The organism is Adlercreutzia sp. CNCM I-6207 (assembly GCF_977072305.1).
In genome coordinates this window covers 95,917-115,992 of record NZ_CDRVLZ010000001.1, presented here as the reverse complement: position 1 = coordinate 115,992, position 20,076 = coordinate 95,917, and the positions used below count along the sequence as shown (strand labels likewise).

Sequence of the window (20,076 nt, the reverse complement as noted above, 5' to 3'; positions counted from 1 at the left end):
CATTGCCCCCATCCTACTGAATAGCCCCACTTCGTCAACGGCCCGCGCCATAGCGGTTTCCGATGGCGAGGCGGCCGAGAAAACCGTGGCGCACCGTCAAGTTCTCCCTTCCATCGCCGCCCGACGGTCGTATAATGCCTAGCAGTTCCCTAGACTTGAATCCTAACCCGCCATAGGAGCTTCCCATGACCCTGCAGCAACTTCGCTACCTCATCGCCATCGCGAACCACGGCTCCATCTCGGCGGCGGCGCACACGCTGTACGTCTCGCAGTCAAGCCTGTCGGTGGCCGTGCGCGACATCGAGCGCGAGACCGGCGTCACCATCTTCGAGCGATCCAACCGCGGTATCACGCTCACGAGCGATGGCATCGAGCTTTTGGGCTACGCCCGCCAAGTGGTGGAGCAGGCCGACCTCATGGAGCAGCGCTACTCCGGCCGCGGCGGCGAGGCGGCGCAGCGTCTATCCATCACTTCCCAGCACTACGCCTTCGTGGTGGAGGCGTTCCTGGAACTGGCCGAGGAGTACGAGGGCGCCGGCTACAACTTCAGCCTGCGCGAGACCCGCACCTCCGAGGTCATCGAGGACGTGCGCGACTTCCGCAGCGATCTGGGCGTGCTGTACCTCTCCACCTTCAACGAGAGCGTCATCGGGCACGCCCTTTCCGACGCGAACCTCTCCTTCAACCTGCTGTTCACTGCGCAGCCCCACGTATTCGTCAGCGACAAGCACCCCTTGGCCTCGCGCACCGAGGTGACCGTGGAAGATCTGGAGGACTACCCCCGCTACGCCTTCGAGCAGGGGGCAAACAACTCGTTCTTCTACTCCGAGGAGCCCCTGGCCGAGCTGCCCCACACAAAGTGCATCTCCGTGAGCGACCGCGGCACCCTCTCGAACCTGCTCGCTCACCACAACGGCTACACCATTTCCACCGGCGTGCTCTCCAGCGAGATGTACACCGGCATCGCCAGCGTGCCCCTGCAGACCAAAGAGCTCATGCGCGTGGGCTACATCGTTCACAACGAGCGACAGCTGTCGCCTCTGGCCCAAAGTTACATCGAGAAGCTGAGCCTGTTCGTAGAAGGCTACCAAATCGGCCTCGCGGGGTTGTAGCCCAAAGCAGCAGCAGACAGCATCCGCAGCCCCTGTCTCCTTTCGGGCGGGCTAGAAAGCCCGGACGATGGTGCCGCCGCCGAGGACGATGTCGCCTTCATAGAGGACGGCGGCCTGGCCTGGGGCGGCGGCGCGCTGGGGCTCGTCGAAGGTGACGGTCAGCTCGTCGGGGCCGGTCTGCTCGGCGACCGCTGGCACGGGCCGCTGGCGGTAGTGGGTCTTCACCTGCACCTCGCGCGGGCCTTCCAAAACGCCTCCGCTGATGAGATTCACATCGCAGGCCACTACTCCTGAGCTGAGCAGCTCGTCTTTGAAGCCGACGATAAGCTGGTTGGCAAACGCATCTTTCCCCAGCACGTACAGCGGCTCGCGCGCCGCCACACCGATGCCCTTGCGTTGCCCGATGGTGTAGCGGATGAGCCCTGCATGCTCCCCGAGAACACGTCCTTCCCGGTTCACAATCTCGCCCGGTTCAAAAGCAGTAGCAACCGAAGTTTTCTTCGCACCTGTCTCCGTAGGAGCGGACCTTGGTTCGCCCTTGCCCGCGAGTCCTAAGGGCGTGCACAAGGTTTCTCCCTCACAACGACACGCCCGGCACCATGCTTCAATGAATCCCGTGTAGTCGCCGTCGGGAACGAAGCAGATATCCTGGCTCTCGGGCTTTTCCGCTGTGACGAAGCCGTGGGCGCGGGCCAGCTCGCGCACCTCGTCCTTCGTCAGCTCGCCCAGAGGAAACAGCATGTGGGCGAGCGTGTCCTGGGTGAGGTGGTACAGCACGTAGCTTTGATCCTTAGCAGGGTCACTCGCCCGCAGAAGCTGCCAGCACCCGGTCGCCTCGTCCCAGCGGCGCCGGGCGTAGTGTCCCGTGGCCACGTAATCGAGCCCCAGCTGGCGCCGGCGCTTTTGCAGCGCCTCGAATTTCAGGAACCGGTTGCAGGCGATGCAGGGGTTGGGCGTGCGGCCCTCGAGATAGGCCCCGCAGAACGGGTTCACCACCGCCGCATCGAAACGATCGCGCAGATTGAAGGCATCGTGGGGAATGCCGAGACGCCGGCACACTGCCCGCGCATCTTCCACATCGCGCGCCGACCCACACGTCGACCCTTCGCCTTTCCCGGCGTCGCCCAAAACCTCGCCACCGCGTAGCACCATCGTCGCACCGCGCACGTCGTAGCCCGCCTGCTGCAAGAGCAACGCGCACACGGAGCTGTCGACGCCTCCCGACATCGCCGCCATCACGCTGGCCGCCCCGGGCGCCGCGGCCGTTCCTCTGTCATTTCCGAAAGTCATGGGGCGCATCATAGCACAGCATGGAGCATCTCTCTTCTCTCCCTGCTCCATCGCGCTCCGTCCGCGTCTTCGCCTTCCACCTTCCCCTCGCTCACCGCCCTGTGGAGCGCGAGACAGGCATCCCCGCCCGTGCCCACTGCCAATCGTGCTACGCTGGAACCATGCAGGGGTACCGCCCCGACAAAGCGAGCCAAACCCATGGCCACCTCGTCGATGCGGTTGAGAGGGCGCTTGCCCAACCCTTCGAACCTGTCAGCTAACACTGTCGTAGGGAGCATGCTCACCAAGCACAAGGGGCGCTTCCTGCAGGGAGCGTCTTTCTTTTTGGCACGCCCGCAGGCCAGCGCTTCAGCTTCCGGAAAGGAATCGTCATGACCGAACCTTCCACCTGCGCCATCAGCGCACCTGCAGACGCTTGCGCGTCCCGCAGCACCCGAACCGAGGCAGAGCTTCGGGCGCTCATGGCCCGCGCCGTGCACGAGGTGCGCGAGACGAACCCGCTGGCGCCTTCCATCACCAACACCGTGACCCAGAACTTCGTCGCCAACGCCCAGCTGGCCGTCGGCGGCTCGGCGGCCATGGTGTATTTGCCCGACGAGGGCGAATGCGTCGCAGCCCTGGGAGGGGCCGTGTACATTAACCTGGGGACCCTGCTGCCCGTCTACGAGCAAACGGTTCCCGCCACGGCGCGCGCCTGCGCGGGGGCGGGCAAGCCTTGGGTGCTCGATCCGGTGGGCATCGGCATCGGCAGCCTGCGCACCCAGCTCATCGAGGCTGTGCGCGAGAATCCCCCCGCTATCCTGCGCGGCAACGCCTCGGAGATCATCGCCGTGGCTGAGCTGTGGGGACTCGGGGACGACGCGGCCGAAGACGCTTCCGGCGACGGTCCCCGCGGAGTGGACAGTACCGACTCTGTGGACGCCGCCGAGCGCGCCGCCGTGGCGTGCGCCCGCTTCACGGGAGGGGCCGTGGCCGTCTCCGGCACTACCGACCTTGTCACCGACGGCGCCCAGGTGGCGCGCCTTTCCGGCGGATCGCCCCTCATGACCTGCATCACCGGCTCCGGCTGCTCGCTGGGGGGCGTGTGCGCGGTCTACGCCTGCGTGGCCGATCCCTTCGTGGCGGCGCTCGCCGCAACGGCCGCCTACAACCTGGCCGGCCTGCGCGCTGCCGAAACCTACAACGGCTCCGGCAGCTTCCAAGTCGCCTTCCTCGACGCCCTCTACAACCTCACCGCCGAGGAAGTGGCCGAGGCACCTCTGGCGCTTGCCAGCGCATCAGCCGCGTAAGCCGAGAAACAAAAGGAGATTCCTATGAACACGCTTGTTGCCGTTGCCATCGCCCCCTTCGGCGTGGGAGACGAGCTGGCCCCCTACGTGGCGGAGGCCATTCGCGTCATCCGCGACTCCGGGCTGCCCCACCGCACTACCTCTATGTTCACCGAGATCGAGGGCGAATGGGACGAGGTCATGGCCGTCGTGCGCGACGCCACCATGCGCCTCGCCGACCAGGGCATCCGCACCGAGGTAATCCTGAAGGCCGACATCCGCCCGGAGCACAGCGACACCCTGCACACCAAGGTCGAGAAGGTGGAGGCACTGCTGACCGATTAGGGGTTCGTCCACAACTTTCCATCATCTGCATGGAGGCCCTTGCGCTTTCGCGTTGGCCCGCTATGATGCTTCCCGAAATACGACACGAAGCGAAAGAGGTTCCATGCTCCGCAAAATTATTCACATCGACGAGGACAAGTGCACCGGCTGCGGCCTGTGCGTCGACGCGTGCCACGAGGGCGCCATCGCCATGGTCGACGGCAAGGCGCGCCTGGTGCGCGACGACTATTGCGACGGGCTGGGCGACTGCCTGCCGGCCTGCCCCACCGACGCCATCTCCTTCGTCGAGCGGGAAGCCGCTCCCTACGACGAGGCTGCCGTGGCGGCACACCTGGGCGCCCGCAACGGCGGCGCGACGGCTGGCAGCGTTCCGGCCGCGGCCGAGTACCGCAGCGGCTGTCCCGGCTCGGCCGCCCGCACCCTCATCGACGACGCTCCGAAGCCGGCGCCGTCGCCTGCGCACCAGGGCGGATGCCCCGGTTCCCGCAGCCGCTCCCTGAACGGCGCCTCGGCACCGGCCCCCACGCCGGCCGGCCGCGCCGCTGCTCCGGCCGCTGCCGGCGCCACCGACGCGCTTTCCGCCGTGGCCGCCGCTCTGCCGAACCGCTTGGCTCAGTGGCCGTGCCAGATCAAGCTCGTACCGGCGCAGGCCCCCTACTACCAGGGCCGCGGGCTGCTTATCGCCGCCGACTGCACCGCGTTTGCCTGCGCCAGCTTCCACGAGCGCTTCATGAGCGGCAACGTCACCATCATCGGCTGCCCCAAGCTGGACGAGGGCTCCTACACCGACAAGCTCGCCGCCATCATCGCCGCCAACGACATCACCTCGGTCACCGTCGCCCGCATGGAGGTGCCCTGCTGCGGCGGCCTCGAGCGCGCCGCCGCCGAGGCCTGCGCCCAGTCGGGCAAGGACATCCCCTTCGAGGTAATCACCTTCGCCGTCAACGGCGACGTCATCGATTAGCTAAGGTCGCCCCAAACACCCATGGCAACGTCCTCGACCAGGATCGCGTCCGGCCGCCATCGCAACGGCGAAAAACTCGAAACCCGCTGTGACGGCCGGATTAGTCCAGCTCGGCCATAACTGCCTCGGAAACGATCCCGGCCACCTCCGGGATCGTTTCTTCTTTTACGGAGGAAAAGCTCATCACAAAAGCGGGGCGACGCCGACTCGTCCCGCGGTCGTTGAACCGATAGCGGCTCAACGGCGCCAAGCGCACGCCACGAACCGCGGCGCGCCGAGCCACGCGTTCCTCGAAGGCCACGCTGTCTCCTTCGGCGCTTTTCGCGCCTTCGCCCCTTTCGTCGCCTGCGCCGATTCCGACTTCCATGAGAAAGTGCAGCCCGGCGCCCACGTTGGCGAAACGTAGGCAGCTGCCAGCCGGGGACGCCGCAAGCGCCTCCGTCAGCGCACCCAGCAGCCGTCGGTAGCGCGTCCTCTGGCGATTGACATGGCGCTCGTAGTCGCCCGATTCCATGAACCGCGCCAATGTCAGCTGCTCGAGCGCGCCCACCGTGCAGGTATAGAAACCAAGCTTGTCGCGAAACCGCTCGGCCAGCTCTTCGGGCAACACCACGTACCCAATGCGGAAAGCACCTCCGAGCGTCTTCGAGAACGTGTTCGCGTAAATCACGCGGCCAGCCCCATCGAGGGTCGCGAGCGTCGGCACGGGACGTCCCGCCATGCGGAACTCACAGTCGAAGTCATCTTCGATAAGATAGCGCGACCGGGTCTCAAGCATCCCGCCGACTTTCCCACTCCCGCACTCGTCCACCAAGGCGTTTTCCGGATCCCACTTAGCCTCAGAGGGCCGGCTGGGCCCATCACTGACGCGTGGCGCCAGAACGCTCTCTGACTTTTCCGAGGTGCCGTAAGCCCATTCCACCAGCGCGCGCCGACGCGACACCGGCACCGTGATGCCGGTGGGAAACTGGTGCGAAGGGGTGCAATGCAGCACGTCGATGCCAGCGCGCTCAAGAACCTCCAACGACGGTCCCTCCTCGTCGAGGGCGATCGGCCGCACCGCCACATCGTTCGACCGGTAAATACTCGCAAGCCGCGGATAGCCGGGGTCTTCCACACCGTATACCAGGTCGCGGCCGAGCAGCTGCACGAGCAGACCATAAAGCGACTGGGCACCGGAACCGATCACGATCTGGTCGGGATGCACCTCCATGCCGCGAAAGCCCCGCAGATGCGCCGCGATGGCCGCCCGCAACCGAGGCGATCCCTGGGGCCCCGCGGCTTCCAGCACCGTGCGCTCGCTCTCGTCGGCCAGCACGCGCCGCAACGTCCGCGCCCACGCCGCATAGGGAAACACCCCTTCCGGCGCCGTCGCCCCTGTGAAGTCGGCGAGCCATTTGCGCCCGACATCATTCTGGCCGCACCAAGATGCCCCGCATCCGGCCCTGCCGTCCTCGATACCCCCGTTGCTTCGGATTTTCGCCTCATACCCACGGGGGCCTGATTCGCCCCGGAGCCCCAAATGCACCCCCAAAACATCCCCTTCGCCACAAGCTATACAAAAGGACTCGTCTTTTGTGGCAAGTTTTTCGAGGGTTTCGACGTCATCGTTTCCCGAAACCCCCATTTTGGCTACGCCGAGCGCGCTTTTGCCCTCGAAACCGGCTTTGGAAGGCGATTTCACGGTTTCACGCGTCGAAACCCTCGAAAAACTTGCCAAATTCGGGCCGATTTCCTGCACATAGAAGCCGCTGCGGGGCACGGCGCGCACATAGCCCTCGGCCACCAGCTGGTCTAAGGCCCCCTCTACGGTGACGACGCTCACTCCCAAATGCTTCGCGAACGCCCGCTTGGAAGGGAGACGCGCGCCGGCCGCAAGAGCACCCGACTCGATGTCGGCTCGAAGCGCCCGGTAAAGCTGCTCGTACAGGCTCGTCTCCCCTCCGCGATTTAGCACATACGTGAGCATCGCTTTCCCTTCCTCCTCCTGCAGCACGCTTTGAACGAGCTGCTCCTTTACGACCACCTGGTCTTCTGCCAGATCGCCAGCTCGTCGGCTCTTTGCGAAACCGAGGCCACTTCCAACTGACCTTATTAAAACTTCCCAAATTGAATATAACACTAAGCTCAGTTATCCCTTACCCTTCCGCTCATATCTTTTGCGAAAGGAAGGATCCTCATGACCGAAACCGCCCCCGCCGCTAACCAGGCCGGCAACCCCGCTACTCCCATCACCTCTGCTGAGCGCGTAGCCCTCAACCGCCAGCTCGCCCAAATGCTGAAAGGCGGCGTCATCATGGACGTCACCACCCCCGAGCAGGCCCGCATCGCCGAGGCCGCCGGAGCCGCGGCCGTTATGGCGCTCGAGCGCATCCCCGCCGACATCCGCGCGGCCGGCGGCGTTTCCCGCATGAGCGACCCGGCCATGATCAAGGGCATCCAGGCGGCCGTTTCCATCCCCATCATGGCGAAATGCCGCATCGGGCACTTCGCCGAGGCACAGATCCTCCAGGCCATCGACATCGACTACATCGACGAATCCGAAGTGCTCTCGCCGGCTGACGACACCTACCACATCGACAAGACCGTCTTCGCCGTCCCCTTCGTCTGCGGCGCCCGCGACCTCGGCGAGGCCCTGCGCCGCATTGCCGAGGGCGCCACGATGATCCGCACCAAAGGCGAGCCGGGCACCGGCGACGTCGTGCAGGCCGTGCGCCACATGCGCCGGATGAACGCTGAAATCCGCCGCATCCAGAACCTGCGCGACGATGAGCTGTTCGAAGCGGCGAAGGAGCTGCAAGTGCCGGTGGAGCTGCTGCGCGAGGTGCACGAGGCCGGCAAGCTGCCCGTCGTGAACTTCGCCGCCGGCGGCATCGCCACCCCGGCCGACGCGGCCCTTATGATGCAGCTGGGCGCCGAGGGCGTCTTCGTGGGCAGCGGTATCTTCAAGTCGGGCGACCCGGCCCGACGCGCCGAGGCCATCGTAAAGGCCACCACGAACTTCAACGATCCTGAGATGCTCGCCGCCTTGTCCGAAGACCTCGGCGAAGCCATGGTGGGCATCAACGAGCAGGAGATCCAGATCATCATGGAAGAGCGGGGGCAGTAGAACCCATGTCCCCAACCATCGCCGTTCTCGCCCTGCAAGGCGCTTTCATCGAGCACGAGCAGCGCCTGCAATCCCTCGGCTGCACCACCATCGAGCTGCGCCAGGCCGCCGACCTCGCCCGTCCCTTCGACGGCCTGGTGCTCCCCGGCGGCGAGTCCACCGTACAGGCGAAGCTGCTGCATGACCTGGGAATGTTCGAACCGCTGCGCCAACGCATCGCCGAGGGCCTCCCCGCCCTCGGCACCTGCGCCGGCCTCATCCTGCTCGCCGACCATTTCCGCACCCTGCCCGTCACCGTGCGCCGCAACGCCTACGGCCGCCAACTCGGCAGCTTCCACGCCGAGGGTCGCTGGGAAGAAGGGGCGAAGGGGACAGAAGAAGCCGCGGGAGCAACCTGCGTCGCAGACGCGAAGGACTACTCGAGCAACAGCGCCACACTCGCTTCCGAGCCGGTTCCCCTCACCTTCATTCGCGCCCCGCGCATCGAAGCTACCGGCCCCGGCGTCGAGCCCCTCGTCACCCTGAACGACGCACCGGTAGCCGTGCGCCACCGCAACCAGATCGCCGCCGCCTTCCACCCCGAACTCGACGACGACAACCGCCTCTACGAAGCGCTCCTCGCGCCTTTGAAGCGCGCCTACTGAACCAACCGATAGACGGCGCCCGGGCCGCGCGACGGCCCCAGCCGTTCCACAAGAGACTTGTCCATCAGCCGATTGAGCGCGCGGCTGATCGTTGCCTTCGACTTACCCAATGCGTCCATAAGAATCCGCGAGCTCACCGGTGCGGGCGCCTCTTCCAAGAAGTCGACGATGTCGCACTCCACCGTACCCGGCGCCAGCACATGAATGGTATGGAAGCGACCTGTTTCGTCTGACCACTCCGTGACGGATCGCACGATCTTCCCGCCCGCAGCGCCCTCAGGCAGCCGAACGCCACCGCGCCCGCCACCCCCCGCGCGGCCGCCGAACCCGAACCCGAACCGCCCTGCCTCCGCGCCAGCGCCGGCCTTGTATAGCGCCACCTCGAAAGCGGTGATGTGGTCAATGGCTACCGGTTCCGGCATATTCGCCTCGCGCAAGCTGGCCCGAATCTGGAAGTAACCCGTGCCCTTGTTCTCCACCACGCTGCCCACCTCGGCAAACCCCTCGGCATAGGGGGTGGCGCGCAGGATGTTGGCCAGTGCCTGGTTGCGCGGGAAGGAAACGCCAAGCTCGCCCAAACGGTCGACCGTCATAGCCCGGCACAAACCGCCTGGACTCAATATCTCAATGCGGTCGCCGTACATAGTCACCTGAACCTGAGAGGCGCACCCGTCCGGCGAGTAATCGCGGTGCATGAGCGCGTTGGCCACCGCCTCGCGCACGGCCGTCTCGGGATACTCGAGTCTATCGATGCGAAACGCCCCCTCCACCTTCGACGAGACGCGCACGTTGCGTCGCAGCGCCACCATCAGCTCCGATATCATCACGGGGATGGGCCCGACGATCTCGCGAGAATCGAGAAAACGCAGCCCCTCGGCGCTCACATCGGCCTTCGACGTCCCCGGGATCACCGTAAACGAAAGGCAGGCCCGCGGGAAATAACGCTGCGGAAAGCGCCCGAGCGCCATAAGTCCCGCCAATGTGGGTCGCACAATCCCCTCCCCGTCACGAGCCGTCACGCAGAGCGCCTCAAGCAGCTCCTCGTCGCTCATGCCCTTGAACGCTCGCGGCGAATCGGCACGCTGTCGGCGCATGAAGCCCTCCAGAAGCTCTTCGTCAAAGTCGCCCATCGCAGCCCCTTCGACCACTTCGCGATCGTATCGCGGCGGCCGACGCCCCTCCAGCAGGCGGTCCACCTCGTAGGGGCTCAGCCTCCGATCACCATCCCCCACACGCACATAGGAGCCGTCATGCATTGCGCGCGACTTGACGAAGCAGGGCTTAAGCTCGGGCGGCAGTTCGGGCACCGTGGCCACCACCACAGGCGATCCTTCGAACTCGACAATCTCGACTGACGCCCGCACGGGCGGCTCCATCTTCTCGCCGCACATCTGGGCAAGCGCGTCGGCCACAGCACGCGCCTTGAAGCCCGGAACACCTTGGAACCCCGCTCGCTCCGCGAGCCCCAGAATCACCACGCCACCCGACGTGTTCGAAAACGCGCTCAGCGTCTCCGCCATGCTTTTCGGAAGCCCCTGAGAAGCCGCTTTCACCTCTACCCGCTCGGTGTCGGTGCCAAGACGTCGGGCGAGACCAATATAGCTCTCCAGATCGAAATCGTACACGCCCATAGCCCACCCCCGCAAATAGTTTCAAGAAGTCTCATCAGTATGCAACAACTTGAGACTATTTGCAACAACGCTTGTATTTGTTGGTGCGCGCAAACCCAACATTGTGCAAGACCCCTGCTCAGAGAATTCAAATCATGATTTGACTGTAACATCTGCGGGACCGACATCACCGGCAACACCTCCGCCCATGCGAAAGAACACATGAAGGCCGGTGAAGGATCTGGGCATCATAGTGAAATCCGTCAGATAGTCACCGGCTACAACACGGTTAGCCATAAGAAAGAGGGACATTGGGAAACGAGGGTTGTCGGCGGTCGTTGGGAATAGACGTTAGGCAGGGGTCATTAAGGATGCGCTTGATATTGCTGTCAAGCCCTGATAGACGATTTGTCCGTTTATCAGCCACAGTTGCTTAGATGCCGGCAGAGCATGAAACAATTTCTGCCAGTAGGCGTCATTTCGCGATGCGCATCTTTTATATCCAATAGGCTGCATGGGTATCGCTAACCCACACAGCCTATTGGCGCCCAATCTCTCTAACGTACTTATCTGCGACTATTGAATCTTCTGCGACCGACATAGAGCAGCAAAGAAGCCAGTCCTATAGCAGAAGCGCAAAAGAGAATCAGAGCAATACGCACAGGCAAGCCTAAGCTGTCACTTGTTTCTGCCAAAAAGCCTAAAGAGCTAGCAGGCTTATCAGTATCAGTGACGGAGTTCGCGTTATCTGTCTGACCCGAATTGATTTCCTGGTTACCTCCTGATGCCTCAGGTGCATCCGAACCACCGTTATTCCCTTGGCCACCGTTCATGCTTCCGCTATTGCCCTGATTGGTTCCACCGTTGTCTCCGCCTCCCTGCTCGCCACCACCTGACGGATCGCGTCCGTCATCGGTTACGCTCACGGCAAGATTCAATCTCTCGCTGTATTCATCAAAAGGCATCCCCTCTTTATATGCGGCGATTCGATACTTCGTATCTCCCGTAACACTGATAGGTCCGGTGTAAACGCGTCGCGTCCCGTTTGCATCGCAGGGGCAGGTGTCGTCGGTGGTGTAGTAGATGGTCGCTCCTTCGGTGGTGGTTGTCAGGGTTAGCTTCGAACCTTTCGGTACCGTCACGCTGTTCTCTTTTGGAGCCAACGCATCGAACGTGTTCGTTCCGATGGTTGCGGTGGGCCGCACGGGTTGCGCTGCATCAGAAGTGGTGCGAATCGCCAGCTCCTTGGAAAGCGACGTGCCAGTTGCCGCAAGGGTGAGCGCCGTCATTCCGGGAAGGTCACCATAGAGCGAGAACGATGTCTTGCCCTCGGAATCCGTCATGCCAGTTGCGATGCCCTCGCCAGAAGCGTCCAAGGCGCTGATACCGTCGAGCGCCGCGATGCTGGGCGCATCCACCTGTGCCGTCACCGGCTGGTTCGCCACAGGGGTGCCGTCCGAATAGCGCACGTAGGCCACAACTTGGACAGGTTCAGGAGCATCGCTTTGCAAGACGACGGCATTCTCATAGTTCGCAACGAGCTGCGCCGGACGTTTCTCGACGGTGAGCGTCTTCGACCATGACCCGAACAGATCGCCCAACGAACACTCCGTATAGCTCTTCGCACCGTTCAGCTTCACCGAAACACTTGCTCCTTCGGACAAGGGTTCTTGCGGGTAGATGCGCAGGACCTTGGCAAGCGCTCCTCCTCCGTCGGCCTCGCTGGCGTCTTTCGAGTCGACCCATTCAAGACGGGCGCTCTCGCCATCCACGAGGGCGCTCGTTCCTGCTCCCTCATCGGCTTTCATGTATTGGCTGAATTCCAGCTCTATATATTCGGGGCAGGCATTCGCAGCTACAACGCTTGGTGCCTGCGTTGACTTCAAACCTACCTTCAGCCCGGTTCGGATGGGGAGCACCGAAAGCCAGTCCGTCCTTGCTACGTCATACCCTTCTTTGGCGACCCTCACCTGATAGAAGCCGGTTGGCGTATCCCATTGGAAGGCTCCGTCTGCGCCCGTGGTCAGCGTGCCCTCCTGCTCGTAGTCTTCGGCATTCCATTTCCGTGCATTGCGGCCGTTTGCATCGTCTGCAACATAGATGGTCGCCTTGGCACCTTCTACGGGATTACTATCCAGCGCCTCATATACGATGCCCGACGGGTCGATGATCACATTTGACCCGATGCCGTAGAACTTGTCCCAGTCGATGATGTTCCTGACATCGTCGCTGCCATTGTTCTTCTTAGGAACTTCCTTGCAAACGCTCTTCCTGTAAGCGGTTGCCTGCTCATAGGCGTTCTTTGCCTTGTCGAGGTAGTGCGCGCGCAGCAGGTGAATCGAGGTGGATCCTGCATCGATCGCCAACGAGGCCTTGCTCACCACGCCGCCAGCAGTGCTAGCCCCCTCCGTCACTACAGAGCTGCTCCCCATGGTTGCGACAAGGATGATCGTCGATCCCACCGTGTTCCAATAACCGGTCATTACATCGGTGTAGTTATGGTCGTCCTCGTTCTCCATGAGCTCTCGGTACTTCTCGGCCGCATCGCGTTCGGCGTAGAGCGCCTTGAGGCAGTTCTGGCATGCTCCATCGCAAGGGTTGCGCTTCTTGTAATAGAGAATCCATTGGTTTATGGATTCGATGTCGGCTTCAAGGACGCCTAAGGCATCCATGTTGTCTAACCATGAGTCCATGGCGAATCTCAACCCCACACCACTTCCGATGACGCCGACGCCGCCCAGAACCTGATTGACATTCGTGCACTTTGAGATTTCATTGGCCACCTCTTCTGTCTCCTTAGCCCACATCTGGCTCTTCGCCCAGGCTTTCACCATGGGCGTGATCCTCTCAGGCGGAACGTCCTTGAGGATGCGGCGCGCAAGCACGTTGTCGAGCACACTCTTTGCGCCCTCGTCGATCACGCCGCTCACCATGTCAATCCCCATACCAAAACCATCCAACCCGGCGGCTTTGAGTGCATCCACCTTGGCGGAGCGCATATGGTCATCTTTCTCCTTATGTTCTGAGAAATCGACCTTGTAGGTGTTCTGCTTCTTTGCGTTCGGATCCGTAGCTCCTTGGGGTGCGCTTTCCGTCACCAAGCACGAATAGCCCGTGTAGACGCCTTCCGTCTTGCCGTCAGCACTGTTCTTCTGCGAGTCGGTGACGTAGAGCTCGGCTTCGAGGCGGCCGTCTTCCAAGGTCTGGACTTGGACGCCCTTTGCGCTGTCGCCTTCGGAAACCTTGACGACGCCGCCTAGCTTGTCCTGAAGGCAGTTGTCCATCAGGGCCGACGGTGAGCCCGATGCGCTCACCTTGCCGATGCCCGCGCTCGTTCCCATGGCATCCAGGCTGTTTCGTATGGAGCGGTTCGTCAGCTTTCCGCACGCATAGTTGTTGTCTATGGACTCCTTCATCCTGTGGAAGAAATCCTTCACTTCCTTGATCGTTGCGGCATCCTGACCCGCATACCACCCATCTATCTCCGCATCAGTCGGAATCGAGTACTCGCCGATATCCGGGTCTTCTCCCGTGAAGTAGGGGTCGTCGATCGCAGCAATCCAGGTGTCGTCCGCATCTATGGGTGCACGGAGGCTGTCTAGGCTGATATCCGCGCGCTGCGCCTCAATCTCAGCCAGTGAAGCCTGCGCCTCCGCTTCGGTGAGCGTGCCTTCTTTGACACGCTGCTTTATCTCATTTTCGAACGCCTGTAAGGACGCATCTATTCCTTCGCAGGTTTTGCTCAGCTCGCTGCCGCTGGACGACGTGTCTCCGAACAGATTCTCCAAGTAGAGGTATCTGTCCTTGGCTTCCTGTTCGGCGCGCTTCTTGATGCGCTCCTTGAAGTCCTCGTCGTCCACGTTCGACGCATAGGCCAAGGCGAAGTTGTTGAACGTATAGGTCTGCGGGATGAAGAGCTCCTCGGCATCCAATTCGGAGATACTGAAAGACCCCGAGTCGGGATTGTCTGCCAGCAGCTGCAGATAAGTTTCGTCCACGTACTCGCCGACAAAGCGCGTATATTGCTCGTCGCTTGATTTCTTTGTAAGCGGGATGGCGACCGTCCTGTCGTCCTGCATGACCGCATACATCCATAAGGTGTCGCCGGCGTTGATCTCGTTGCCTGCTTTCTTCACGGTGACATCGAACGTCCAGTAAGCGCACGATTTCCGGGCAAGCTGGTGATGGATGGTCAGGCATTTGTCGCTCTCCTTGCCGTCGGCGATGAGATCCTGCGTCCGGCCTTCATTCGTCACCTTAAACGACCAGATCTGTGCCTGGGGTCGGTAGGTGCAGTCCGCATAGGAAGAGAAAGTGGCTCCTTCTGTGGTAGCAGTTGCATCCACCTTCACACGGTCTCCGTAAAGAAGGGAATCCGTTAGGCCTTCCGGCAGGTCGAAGCCTACCGTTGCTTTGCCCTTGCTGTTCGTGGTAACCGATTCGCCGACGTTTTGCCCGTTGATGGAAAGCTGTGCGGTTGCGCCCGGACTTGCATAGACGATGGCGTTATTGCCCTTCTGGCCCACATAGCCGGACGGCACCTCAACGCTCATCCCAAGGGATGCGAACGAAAGATTGCCCGCAGGCACCGTGGCCCCAGAAGCCGAAAGGGAGAATGGCATCGAATATACCCGTTCCTTCGTCGGTGTCAATGCGATGGATATCACCCCGGAGGTGGCACCAGAAGGGATCTTCACGGAAAGAGCGCCTTCTCTCGATGTGCATTCGAGGGTCTCGCCCGTATCCAACGCGGCTGATGCGTCGCTGTAATCGTTTCGGGGAATGTCAAACGTGAGGGTCGCATCCATGGATCGGTCGAATTCGTAGCTGATCTGAAAGATTGCTTCGCAGTCGACGACAACGGAGCTTTGAGGCATCTTCGCAGTGACGGACTTCACGCCGATCGATGCCAGGGCATCCTCCGCCTTGAAATCGGGAACGCTAAGCGCAAGTGCGCTGGTAGCTTCGTCTTCGATGCGAATGTCCTCACTGGCATAGGGAAACGCGAGTCGCTTGATCACGCCTAGGTGAGAGGCGCTTACATTCAGTGAGGGCTTGAATGCCACTATCGTGTAATCGCCTGCCTTCAGTTTGCCGGTATCGAAATGCCAGGCGGGATTCTCTTGGCCGTCAGGCCAATACACTTGCGCATAACCATCCTGGATGCACCGGGCATTGCTTGCAGTGCCGTCGAACACCAGCACGCGGCTCGTCCCTTCGAAGGCGGCGTTGAGCGAGATGGTCGCACTGCCCCAGCGCGGAAGGACGGCGGCGAACTCTCCCGCTTCTTCGTTGAAAGTTGCAGTTGCAGGGGAAAGAGCGAGCGACTCTGCAGGGGTCACTTCAAGGGAAAGCTCGGCGAGGGCGGCAGGATCGTTGGCGAGCGATTCGGACAAGATGAGTTGACCGCGCTGCACCAAGTAATCGTCGGTGGCGCTCTCACCCGTCAGGTTTTTCCCTGGCTTGAGCTCTGCGCCGTTGCGCTTCAACGTAAACGAAAGGCTGTTCCAATTGGATACGGGAGCATATTCGGGATTGCCGCCGGTATCGCTGCTTCCCGTTTTGCATCGCAGGCTTATGGGATAGACCCGCTGAACCGCCAGTTTCGAAAAACCGGTTATCGTGCCCGCGTCCCAATCGCCCGTCATCTGTCCAGCGGGACGCAGCAGCTCCTTGTCGTAATACCCTGGCATCGTTATGGTGATGAGCGTTTCTACAGCAGGTTTTAAGCCTTCTGCCGTGAAGGCGCCGTCATCCGCAACGTTTGCTTGATAGGTGGAATCACCCTGCTGCACGATAACCTTCACGTCGGTTGTCGCGACACCCTCGGGAAGGTCGAGTTTACCCGTGACCTTCACGGTATTGACGTCGTCGTCGAGCCAAACCCAATTGATTCCTTTTCCTTTCTCTAGCTGTGAGAGCTTCCAGGGGTCTGACTCCGTTCCGTCTGTGCGCTTCTTGTAGGCATAGACAGTGGATCCATCATCGCAGGGTGCGTATAAGCTGTCTGCGTCATAGACACCATTGCGCGCGAGGCACACATCCGGGTTGTCGATGCGCAATTTGACGGCACCGCATGAGCAGAATGCCGAGTAGAGGTACTTGAGAGATGACGGCAACACGATAAGCTCCTGCGAGGAAAGCCCTGTGCAGTCGGTAAATGCATCGTAGAGGCACTCTATGCCGCTGCCGTCTGGGGAAGTCTCAAATGCAACGGAGGTAAGGTCACCTTTCCTACCTGCCGTGAAGGCGCCCTCTTCGATCTCCTTGACGAAGCTGGGGAATGTGACACTTTTAAGATGTTGGTAGTTGAATGCAAACATAGGGATATAGACGTCGTAGCTTCCGTCGAGCACAGCTGCTATGTCCATCGATTCAAGGCCGCCGTCCCCATAGAGCATGACCACGTCGCGGGTTTGCCCATCGACCGTATGCTCATAGCCCTTGTTGAGATAGGCATACACTTCGGCATCATGCAGTGGGTCCGGCGCTTGCCAGCCGCAATCGAACGACCAGCCCGGATCGTTCCAGTAGCCGTTGTCCTGCACGAGCGTTCCTACCCACATCTTCTTACCGGAGCAAGAGGCGGACGTCTTCCATAGGAGCGACTTGTCCAACTCGGGGTAGTTTTCGCATTCATAGTTGTCCAGCGTGGCAAGGTTCTGGGCATCCACGCCGCTCGCAAACGGGTTGGGGCCTGGTTCTGTGGACGCTTCTGTGACTGGCTGGCTATCTTCGGCGCCTTCTGCCACATCAGCATCATCCGAAGAGACAGTAGACCGGTCCGAAGCATCCTCATCCGGAACCTCTTCGTCGGAAACGGATGCGCCATCAAGCAATATGTTGCTGGAGACTGAAAGCGCATCATCGGGCACATCGACTTCAGAATCGCTCACAGGGAGCAGTGCCGCCTGAACGTCTTCGCTCGCGACTGCGTCCACCCGACTTGAATCTTCGGCAAATCCGACGATGGGACACATGGTCACAACCAGTGCCAAGGAGAGTGCGACGGCACAAGCTTTTGCAAAAGGAGATTTTGCTGTCTTGCCTTTTCTGGGCATGGCGTTTTCTATCTTTCTCTTGGTGAGGGATCCCGTTCATTCTCCGAAATCGAGGAACGAGGCACAATAGAGTTGCCAGGTTCGGCAATTGCCAAAACGGAAATCGTACGCTAGGGGGCGCATTTCCTGAGTACCATAGTCATTGCAACCTGCAAGCAACGAGAAAGCGCGAAATGAAGTTTCACGAACAACTGAATGCATATATCGAGCAGATCGACTGCATGGCGAAAGAGGTGAGCGAGCAGTCGGGAGTATCCGCCGCCACTCTGAGCCGATATCGTACGGGGTCGAGGCTCCCCGATACGGAATCCGACGCCTTTGAGAATCTCTGCTCTGCGATCGCCGAGCTGGCACGGCAGAAGCAGCTTGGCGATATAACCGCGGAATCAGTGCGTGAGCAGTTCATGCAGTCATCCGACCTTCGCCCCCGCGACGCCGATCGGCTCCTCGAGAACTTCGACCTCCTCCTTGCAACGCTCGATGTGGGCATCAGCAAGCTCTGTCGCCATATAAACTACGATGCCTCGACCGTGTTCCGCTTTCGCAATGGCTCGCGCCGTCCATCGGATCCCGAAAAGTTCGCATCGTCGGTGGCGGAGTACGTGGCGCGAGAATGGGACTCTGCTCGCGATAGAGCCGTGCTGGCGCATCTGCTAGGTTGCACTGAAGAGGAGCTAGCGGAAAGCTCCGTTCGGTACGAAAAGCTGATGGAGTGGCTGTTCGACGATCGCGACCATAGGGATCATCCCGTGTCGGATTTCCTGTTCAAGCTCGACGAGTTCAACCTGAACGACTACATCAAGGCCATCCACTTCGACGAACTGAAAGTTCCTTCCGTGCCGTTCCAAATGCCCACATCGAAGACGTACTTCGGTCTCGACCAGATGATGGAAAGCGAACTTGATTTCCTGAAGGCCACCGTGATCTCCAAATCAACCGAGCCGGTGATCATGTACAGCGACATGCCCATGGGAGAGATGGCGAAGGATCCGGAATTCCCGAAGAAGTGGATGTTCGGCATGGCCATGATGCTGAAAAAGGGGCTTCACCTGAATCAGATCCATGACTTGAACCGGTCCTTCGAGGATATGATGCTGGGACTTGAGAGCTGGATCCCCATGTACATGACGGGCCAGATTTCTCCGTTCTATCTCAAAGAGCCGTCGAATAACGTTTTTCTGCATCTTCTGAAGGTTTCCGGAGCCGCTGCCCTTTGCGGTGAGGCCATTGTGGGCCACCATGCCGAGGGAAGATACTATTTGACCAAATCGAGGAAGGAGTTGGGGTACTATACGGCGCGAGCCCAGGAGCTGCTGAGCGCTGCGCGACCCTTGATGGATATCTACCGCATCGACAACAAGAACGAGTTCAACGCTTTTTTGCAGGTCGATTCAGAAACAATCGGGAAGCGCAGGAGCATCCTCTCTTCGCTGCCGCTCTACACCATCGATGCGTCCCTTCTGGTGGAGATGCTTGCAAGGTCTGGATTCGATGGAGAAGAGGCGGCCGGCATTGCCGATGCCGCCTCTTCGGCTCGTCGGCGCGTCGTGCATATTCTTGAGACTAGCGAGATCCATGTCGAGATACCGCTGCTTACCAGAGAGGAGTTCGAGGTCTATCCGTTGAACCTCGACCTTTCGAACGCATTCTGCGAGAAGGGCGTCGCGTACACGTACGAGCAGTACCTTGCGCACCTGGAGGATACCGACCGTTTCGCAGCGGATCATCCTCGGTATCAGGTAGAGAAAACTTCTTCACAGACGTTCAGGAACCTACAGATCAGCATTCACGAAGGCAGGTGGGCTATGGTGTCGAAAGAGCTTGTACCATCAATACACTTCGTCATACACCACCCAAAACTAAGACGTGCGATAGAGGAGTTTATTCCGCCTGTGGTCGAGAAATAGCCTCTGCCGCTGTTGTCTGAAGCAAATCGCGCAAACTGCTGGCAGGACTGCCATTATATTCATCGACTATGAGGCTATCGTCCTTTCGCCATATGGCCTCAATCTTGCTATTGTTTGCGTCTATATCATCAGAATCAGGAGCCTGGTAATCGGAAAGCCCGCATGACATTAGAACACATCTAATGTCATTACAGTTGCCTTATTCGTTCGAAAGTAATTGGGCTTCGATGCCAGCCTCTCTGCAAGGTGACGTTAGATGTATTCTAATGTCATTCCAAGGCGGAGGAATACTTCCTATGTTGCATCCTGGGCATCCTCTTTGCTTGGAAGGCGCCTTGCGTAATAGCGGAACACCTCGTCGTAATGGTCTTCCACGAACTTTTCCACCAAAATAGATGTCTCTGTTTTAGTAGTAGCTCGGTTCGCTTTGCTGTAATCTTCATTGTCTTGCTGTGTTTCGCCGTGCGACATTCCTGAACCTCACCTCCTATTACGCATAACGCGAAGAGCGCACCCTATGGGCGGCTCTTTTTCGAAAAATTTTTCATTAGGTCGTGAATCCCAAGATTCGATTAGATGTTCTAGGGCTCTTGGAACGGCGCAGGGAGGCACAACATGTCATAACTGATATGACACGGTTAGCCCTGCGAAGAAGGACATTGAGAAATGCTGGTTATCGACGTCCATTGGGAGTGATTTGGAATCCTCTCGCGTATCAATGCGATGTAATAATTGCTCATTATCACGAGCAACTCCGAACTATGAA

At 60.4% G+C, this 20,076-nt stretch carries 11 protein-coding genes and 1 riboswitch; of the genes, 7 read left to right on the top strand and 4 right to left on the bottom strand.

Features of this window, described 5'->3' with window-relative positions:
- The first annotated feature begins 185 nt into the window (after nucleotides 1-185).
- The gene (locus tag ACW4QM_RS00450; RefSeq protein ID WP_114548675.1) at nucleotides 186-1,112 is read left to right on the top strand and encodes a LysR family transcriptional regulator; all 927 of its coding nucleotides are present in this window, start codon (nucleotides 186-188) and stop codon (nucleotides 1,110-1,112) included.
- A 51-nt stretch (nucleotides 1,113-1,163) separates the two neighbouring features.
- Here ACW4QM_RS00450 and ACW4QM_RS00445 read toward each other — a convergent pair whose 3' ends face one another.
- On the bottom strand, nucleotides 1,164-2,402 hold the full coding sequence (locus tag ACW4QM_RS00445; RefSeq protein ID WP_114548710.1) for an MnmA/TRMU family protein: 1,239 nt from the start codon (nucleotides 2,400-2,402) through the stop codon (nucleotides 1,164-1,166).
- A 155-nt stretch (nucleotides 2,403-2,557) separates the two neighbouring features.
- Nucleotides 2,558-2,693, top strand: a riboswitch (TPP riboswitch).
- Between the two features lie 80 nt (nucleotides 2,694-2,773).
- Here ACW4QM_RS00445 and thiM point away from each other — a divergent pair.
- From thiM to ACW4QM_RS00430, 3 genes are all read left to right on the top strand, one after another.
- On the top strand, nucleotides 2,774-3,691 hold the full coding sequence (gene thiM / locus ACW4QM_RS00440) for a hydroxyethylthiazole kinase (RefSeq protein WP_206604141.1): 918 nt from the start codon (nucleotides 2,774-2,776) through the stop codon (nucleotides 3,689-3,691).
- A 24-nt stretch (nucleotides 3,692-3,715) separates the two neighbouring features.
- Nucleotides 3,716-4,015, top strand: coding sequence for an MTH1187 family thiamine-binding protein (locus ACW4QM_RS00435; RefSeq protein ID WP_114548674.1), 300 nt, complete (start codon nucleotides 3,716-3,718; stop codon nucleotides 4,013-4,015).
- A 103-nt stretch (nucleotides 4,016-4,118) separates the two neighbouring features.
- Nucleotides 4,119-4,979, top strand: coding sequence for an ATP-binding protein (locus tag ACW4QM_RS00430; protein ID WP_455798084.1), 861 nt, complete (start codon nucleotides 4,119-4,121; stop codon nucleotides 4,977-4,979).
- Nucleotides 4,980-5,079: 100 nt separating this feature from the next.
- Here the strand turns inward: ACW4QM_RS00430 and ACW4QM_RS00425 are convergent, their stop codons facing one another.
- Complete coding sequence (locus ACW4QM_RS00425; RefSeq protein WP_206604140.1) at nucleotides 5,080-6,948, bottom strand: aminotransferase-like domain-containing protein; 1,869 nt, start codon at nucleotides 6,946-6,948, stop codon at nucleotides 5,080-5,082.
- A gap of 210 nt (nucleotides 6,949-7,158) precedes the next feature.
- Here ACW4QM_RS00425 and pdxS point away from each other — a divergent pair, with 210 nt between their 5' ends.
- Nucleotides 7,159-8,088, top strand: coding sequence for a pyridoxal 5'-phosphate synthase lyase subunit PdxS (gene pdxS / locus ACW4QM_RS00420; protein ID WP_114548672.1), 930 nt, complete (start codon nucleotides 7,159-7,161; stop codon nucleotides 8,086-8,088).
- Between the two features lie 5 nt (nucleotides 8,089-8,093).
- Complete coding sequence (gene pdxT, locus ACW4QM_RS00415; protein WP_114548671.1) at nucleotides 8,094-8,732, top strand: pyridoxal 5'-phosphate synthase glutaminase subunit PdxT; 639 nt, start codon at nucleotides 8,094-8,096, stop codon at nucleotides 8,730-8,732.
- Here pdxT and ACW4QM_RS00410 read toward each other — a convergent pair.
- Together ACW4QM_RS00410 and ACW4QM_RS00405 are read right to left on the bottom strand one after the other, a co-directional pair.
- Nucleotides 8,726-10,363, bottom strand: a complete 1,638-nt coding sequence (locus ACW4QM_RS00410; protein WP_114539315.1) for an ATP-binding protein — start codon at nucleotides 10,361-10,363, stop codon at nucleotides 8,726-8,728. The genes pdxT and ACW4QM_RS00410 overlap by 7 nt on opposite strands.
- A 545-nt stretch (nucleotides 10,364-10,908) precedes the next feature.
- Complete coding sequence (locus tag ACW4QM_RS00405; protein ID WP_302147995.1) at nucleotides 10,909-17,403, bottom strand: chitobiase/beta-hexosaminidase C-terminal domain-containing protein; 6,495 nt, start codon at nucleotides 17,401-17,403, stop codon at nucleotides 10,909-10,911.
- A gap of 173 nt (nucleotides 17,404-17,576) precedes the next feature.
- Between ACW4QM_RS00405 and ACW4QM_RS00400 the strand changes: the two genes are divergently transcribed.
- Complete coding sequence (locus tag ACW4QM_RS00400; protein ID WP_302147993.1) at nucleotides 17,577-19,310, top strand: hypothetical protein; 1,734 nt, start codon at nucleotides 17,577-17,579, stop codon at nucleotides 19,308-19,310.
- Nucleotides 19,311-20,076 lie beyond the last annotated feature (766 nt).

Bases quoted from the DNA above. Each gene is read 5' to 3' on its own strand.
- ACW4QM_RS00430 (WP_455798084.1), top strand. From the start codon at position 4,119: ATGCTCCGCAAAATTATTCACATCGACGAGGACAAGTGCACCGGCTGC.
- ACW4QM_RS00405 (WP_302147995.1), bottom strand. From the start codon at position 17,403: ATGCCCAGAAAAGGCAAGACAGCAAAATCTCCTTTTGCAAAAGCTTGT.
- pdxT (WP_114548671.1), top strand. From the start codon at position 8,094: ATGTCCCCAACCATCGCCGTTCTCGCCCTGCAAGGCGCTTTCATCGAG.
- pdxS (WP_114548672.1), top strand. From the start codon at position 7,159: ATGACCGAAACCGCCCCCGCCGCTAACCAGGCCGGCAACCCCGCTACT.
- ACW4QM_RS00450 (WP_114548675.1), top strand. From the start codon at position 186: ATGACCCTGCAGCAACTTCGCTACCTCATCGCCATCGCGAACCACGGC.
- ACW4QM_RS00435 (WP_114548674.1), top strand. From the start codon at position 3,716: ATGAACACGCTTGTTGCCGTTGCCATCGCCCCCTTCGGCGTGGGAGAC.
- thiM (WP_206604141.1), top strand. From the start codon at position 2,774: ATGACCGAACCTTCCACCTGCGCCATCAGCGCACCTGCAGACGCTTGC.
- ACW4QM_RS00425 (WP_206604140.1), bottom strand. From the start codon at position 6,948: ATGCTCACGTATGTGCTAAATCGCGGAGGGGAGACGAGCCTGTACGAG.
- ACW4QM_RS00400 (WP_302147993.1), top strand. From the start codon at position 17,577: ATGAAGTTTCACGAACAACTGAATGCATATATCGAGCAGATCGACTGC.
- ACW4QM_RS00445 (WP_114548710.1), bottom strand. From the start codon at position 2,402: ATGACTTTCGGAAATGACAGAGGAACGGCCGCGGCGCCCGGGGCGGCC.
- ACW4QM_RS00410 (WP_114539315.1), bottom strand. From the start codon at position 10,363: ATGGGCGTGTACGATTTCGATCTGGAGAGCTATATTGGTCTCGCCCGA.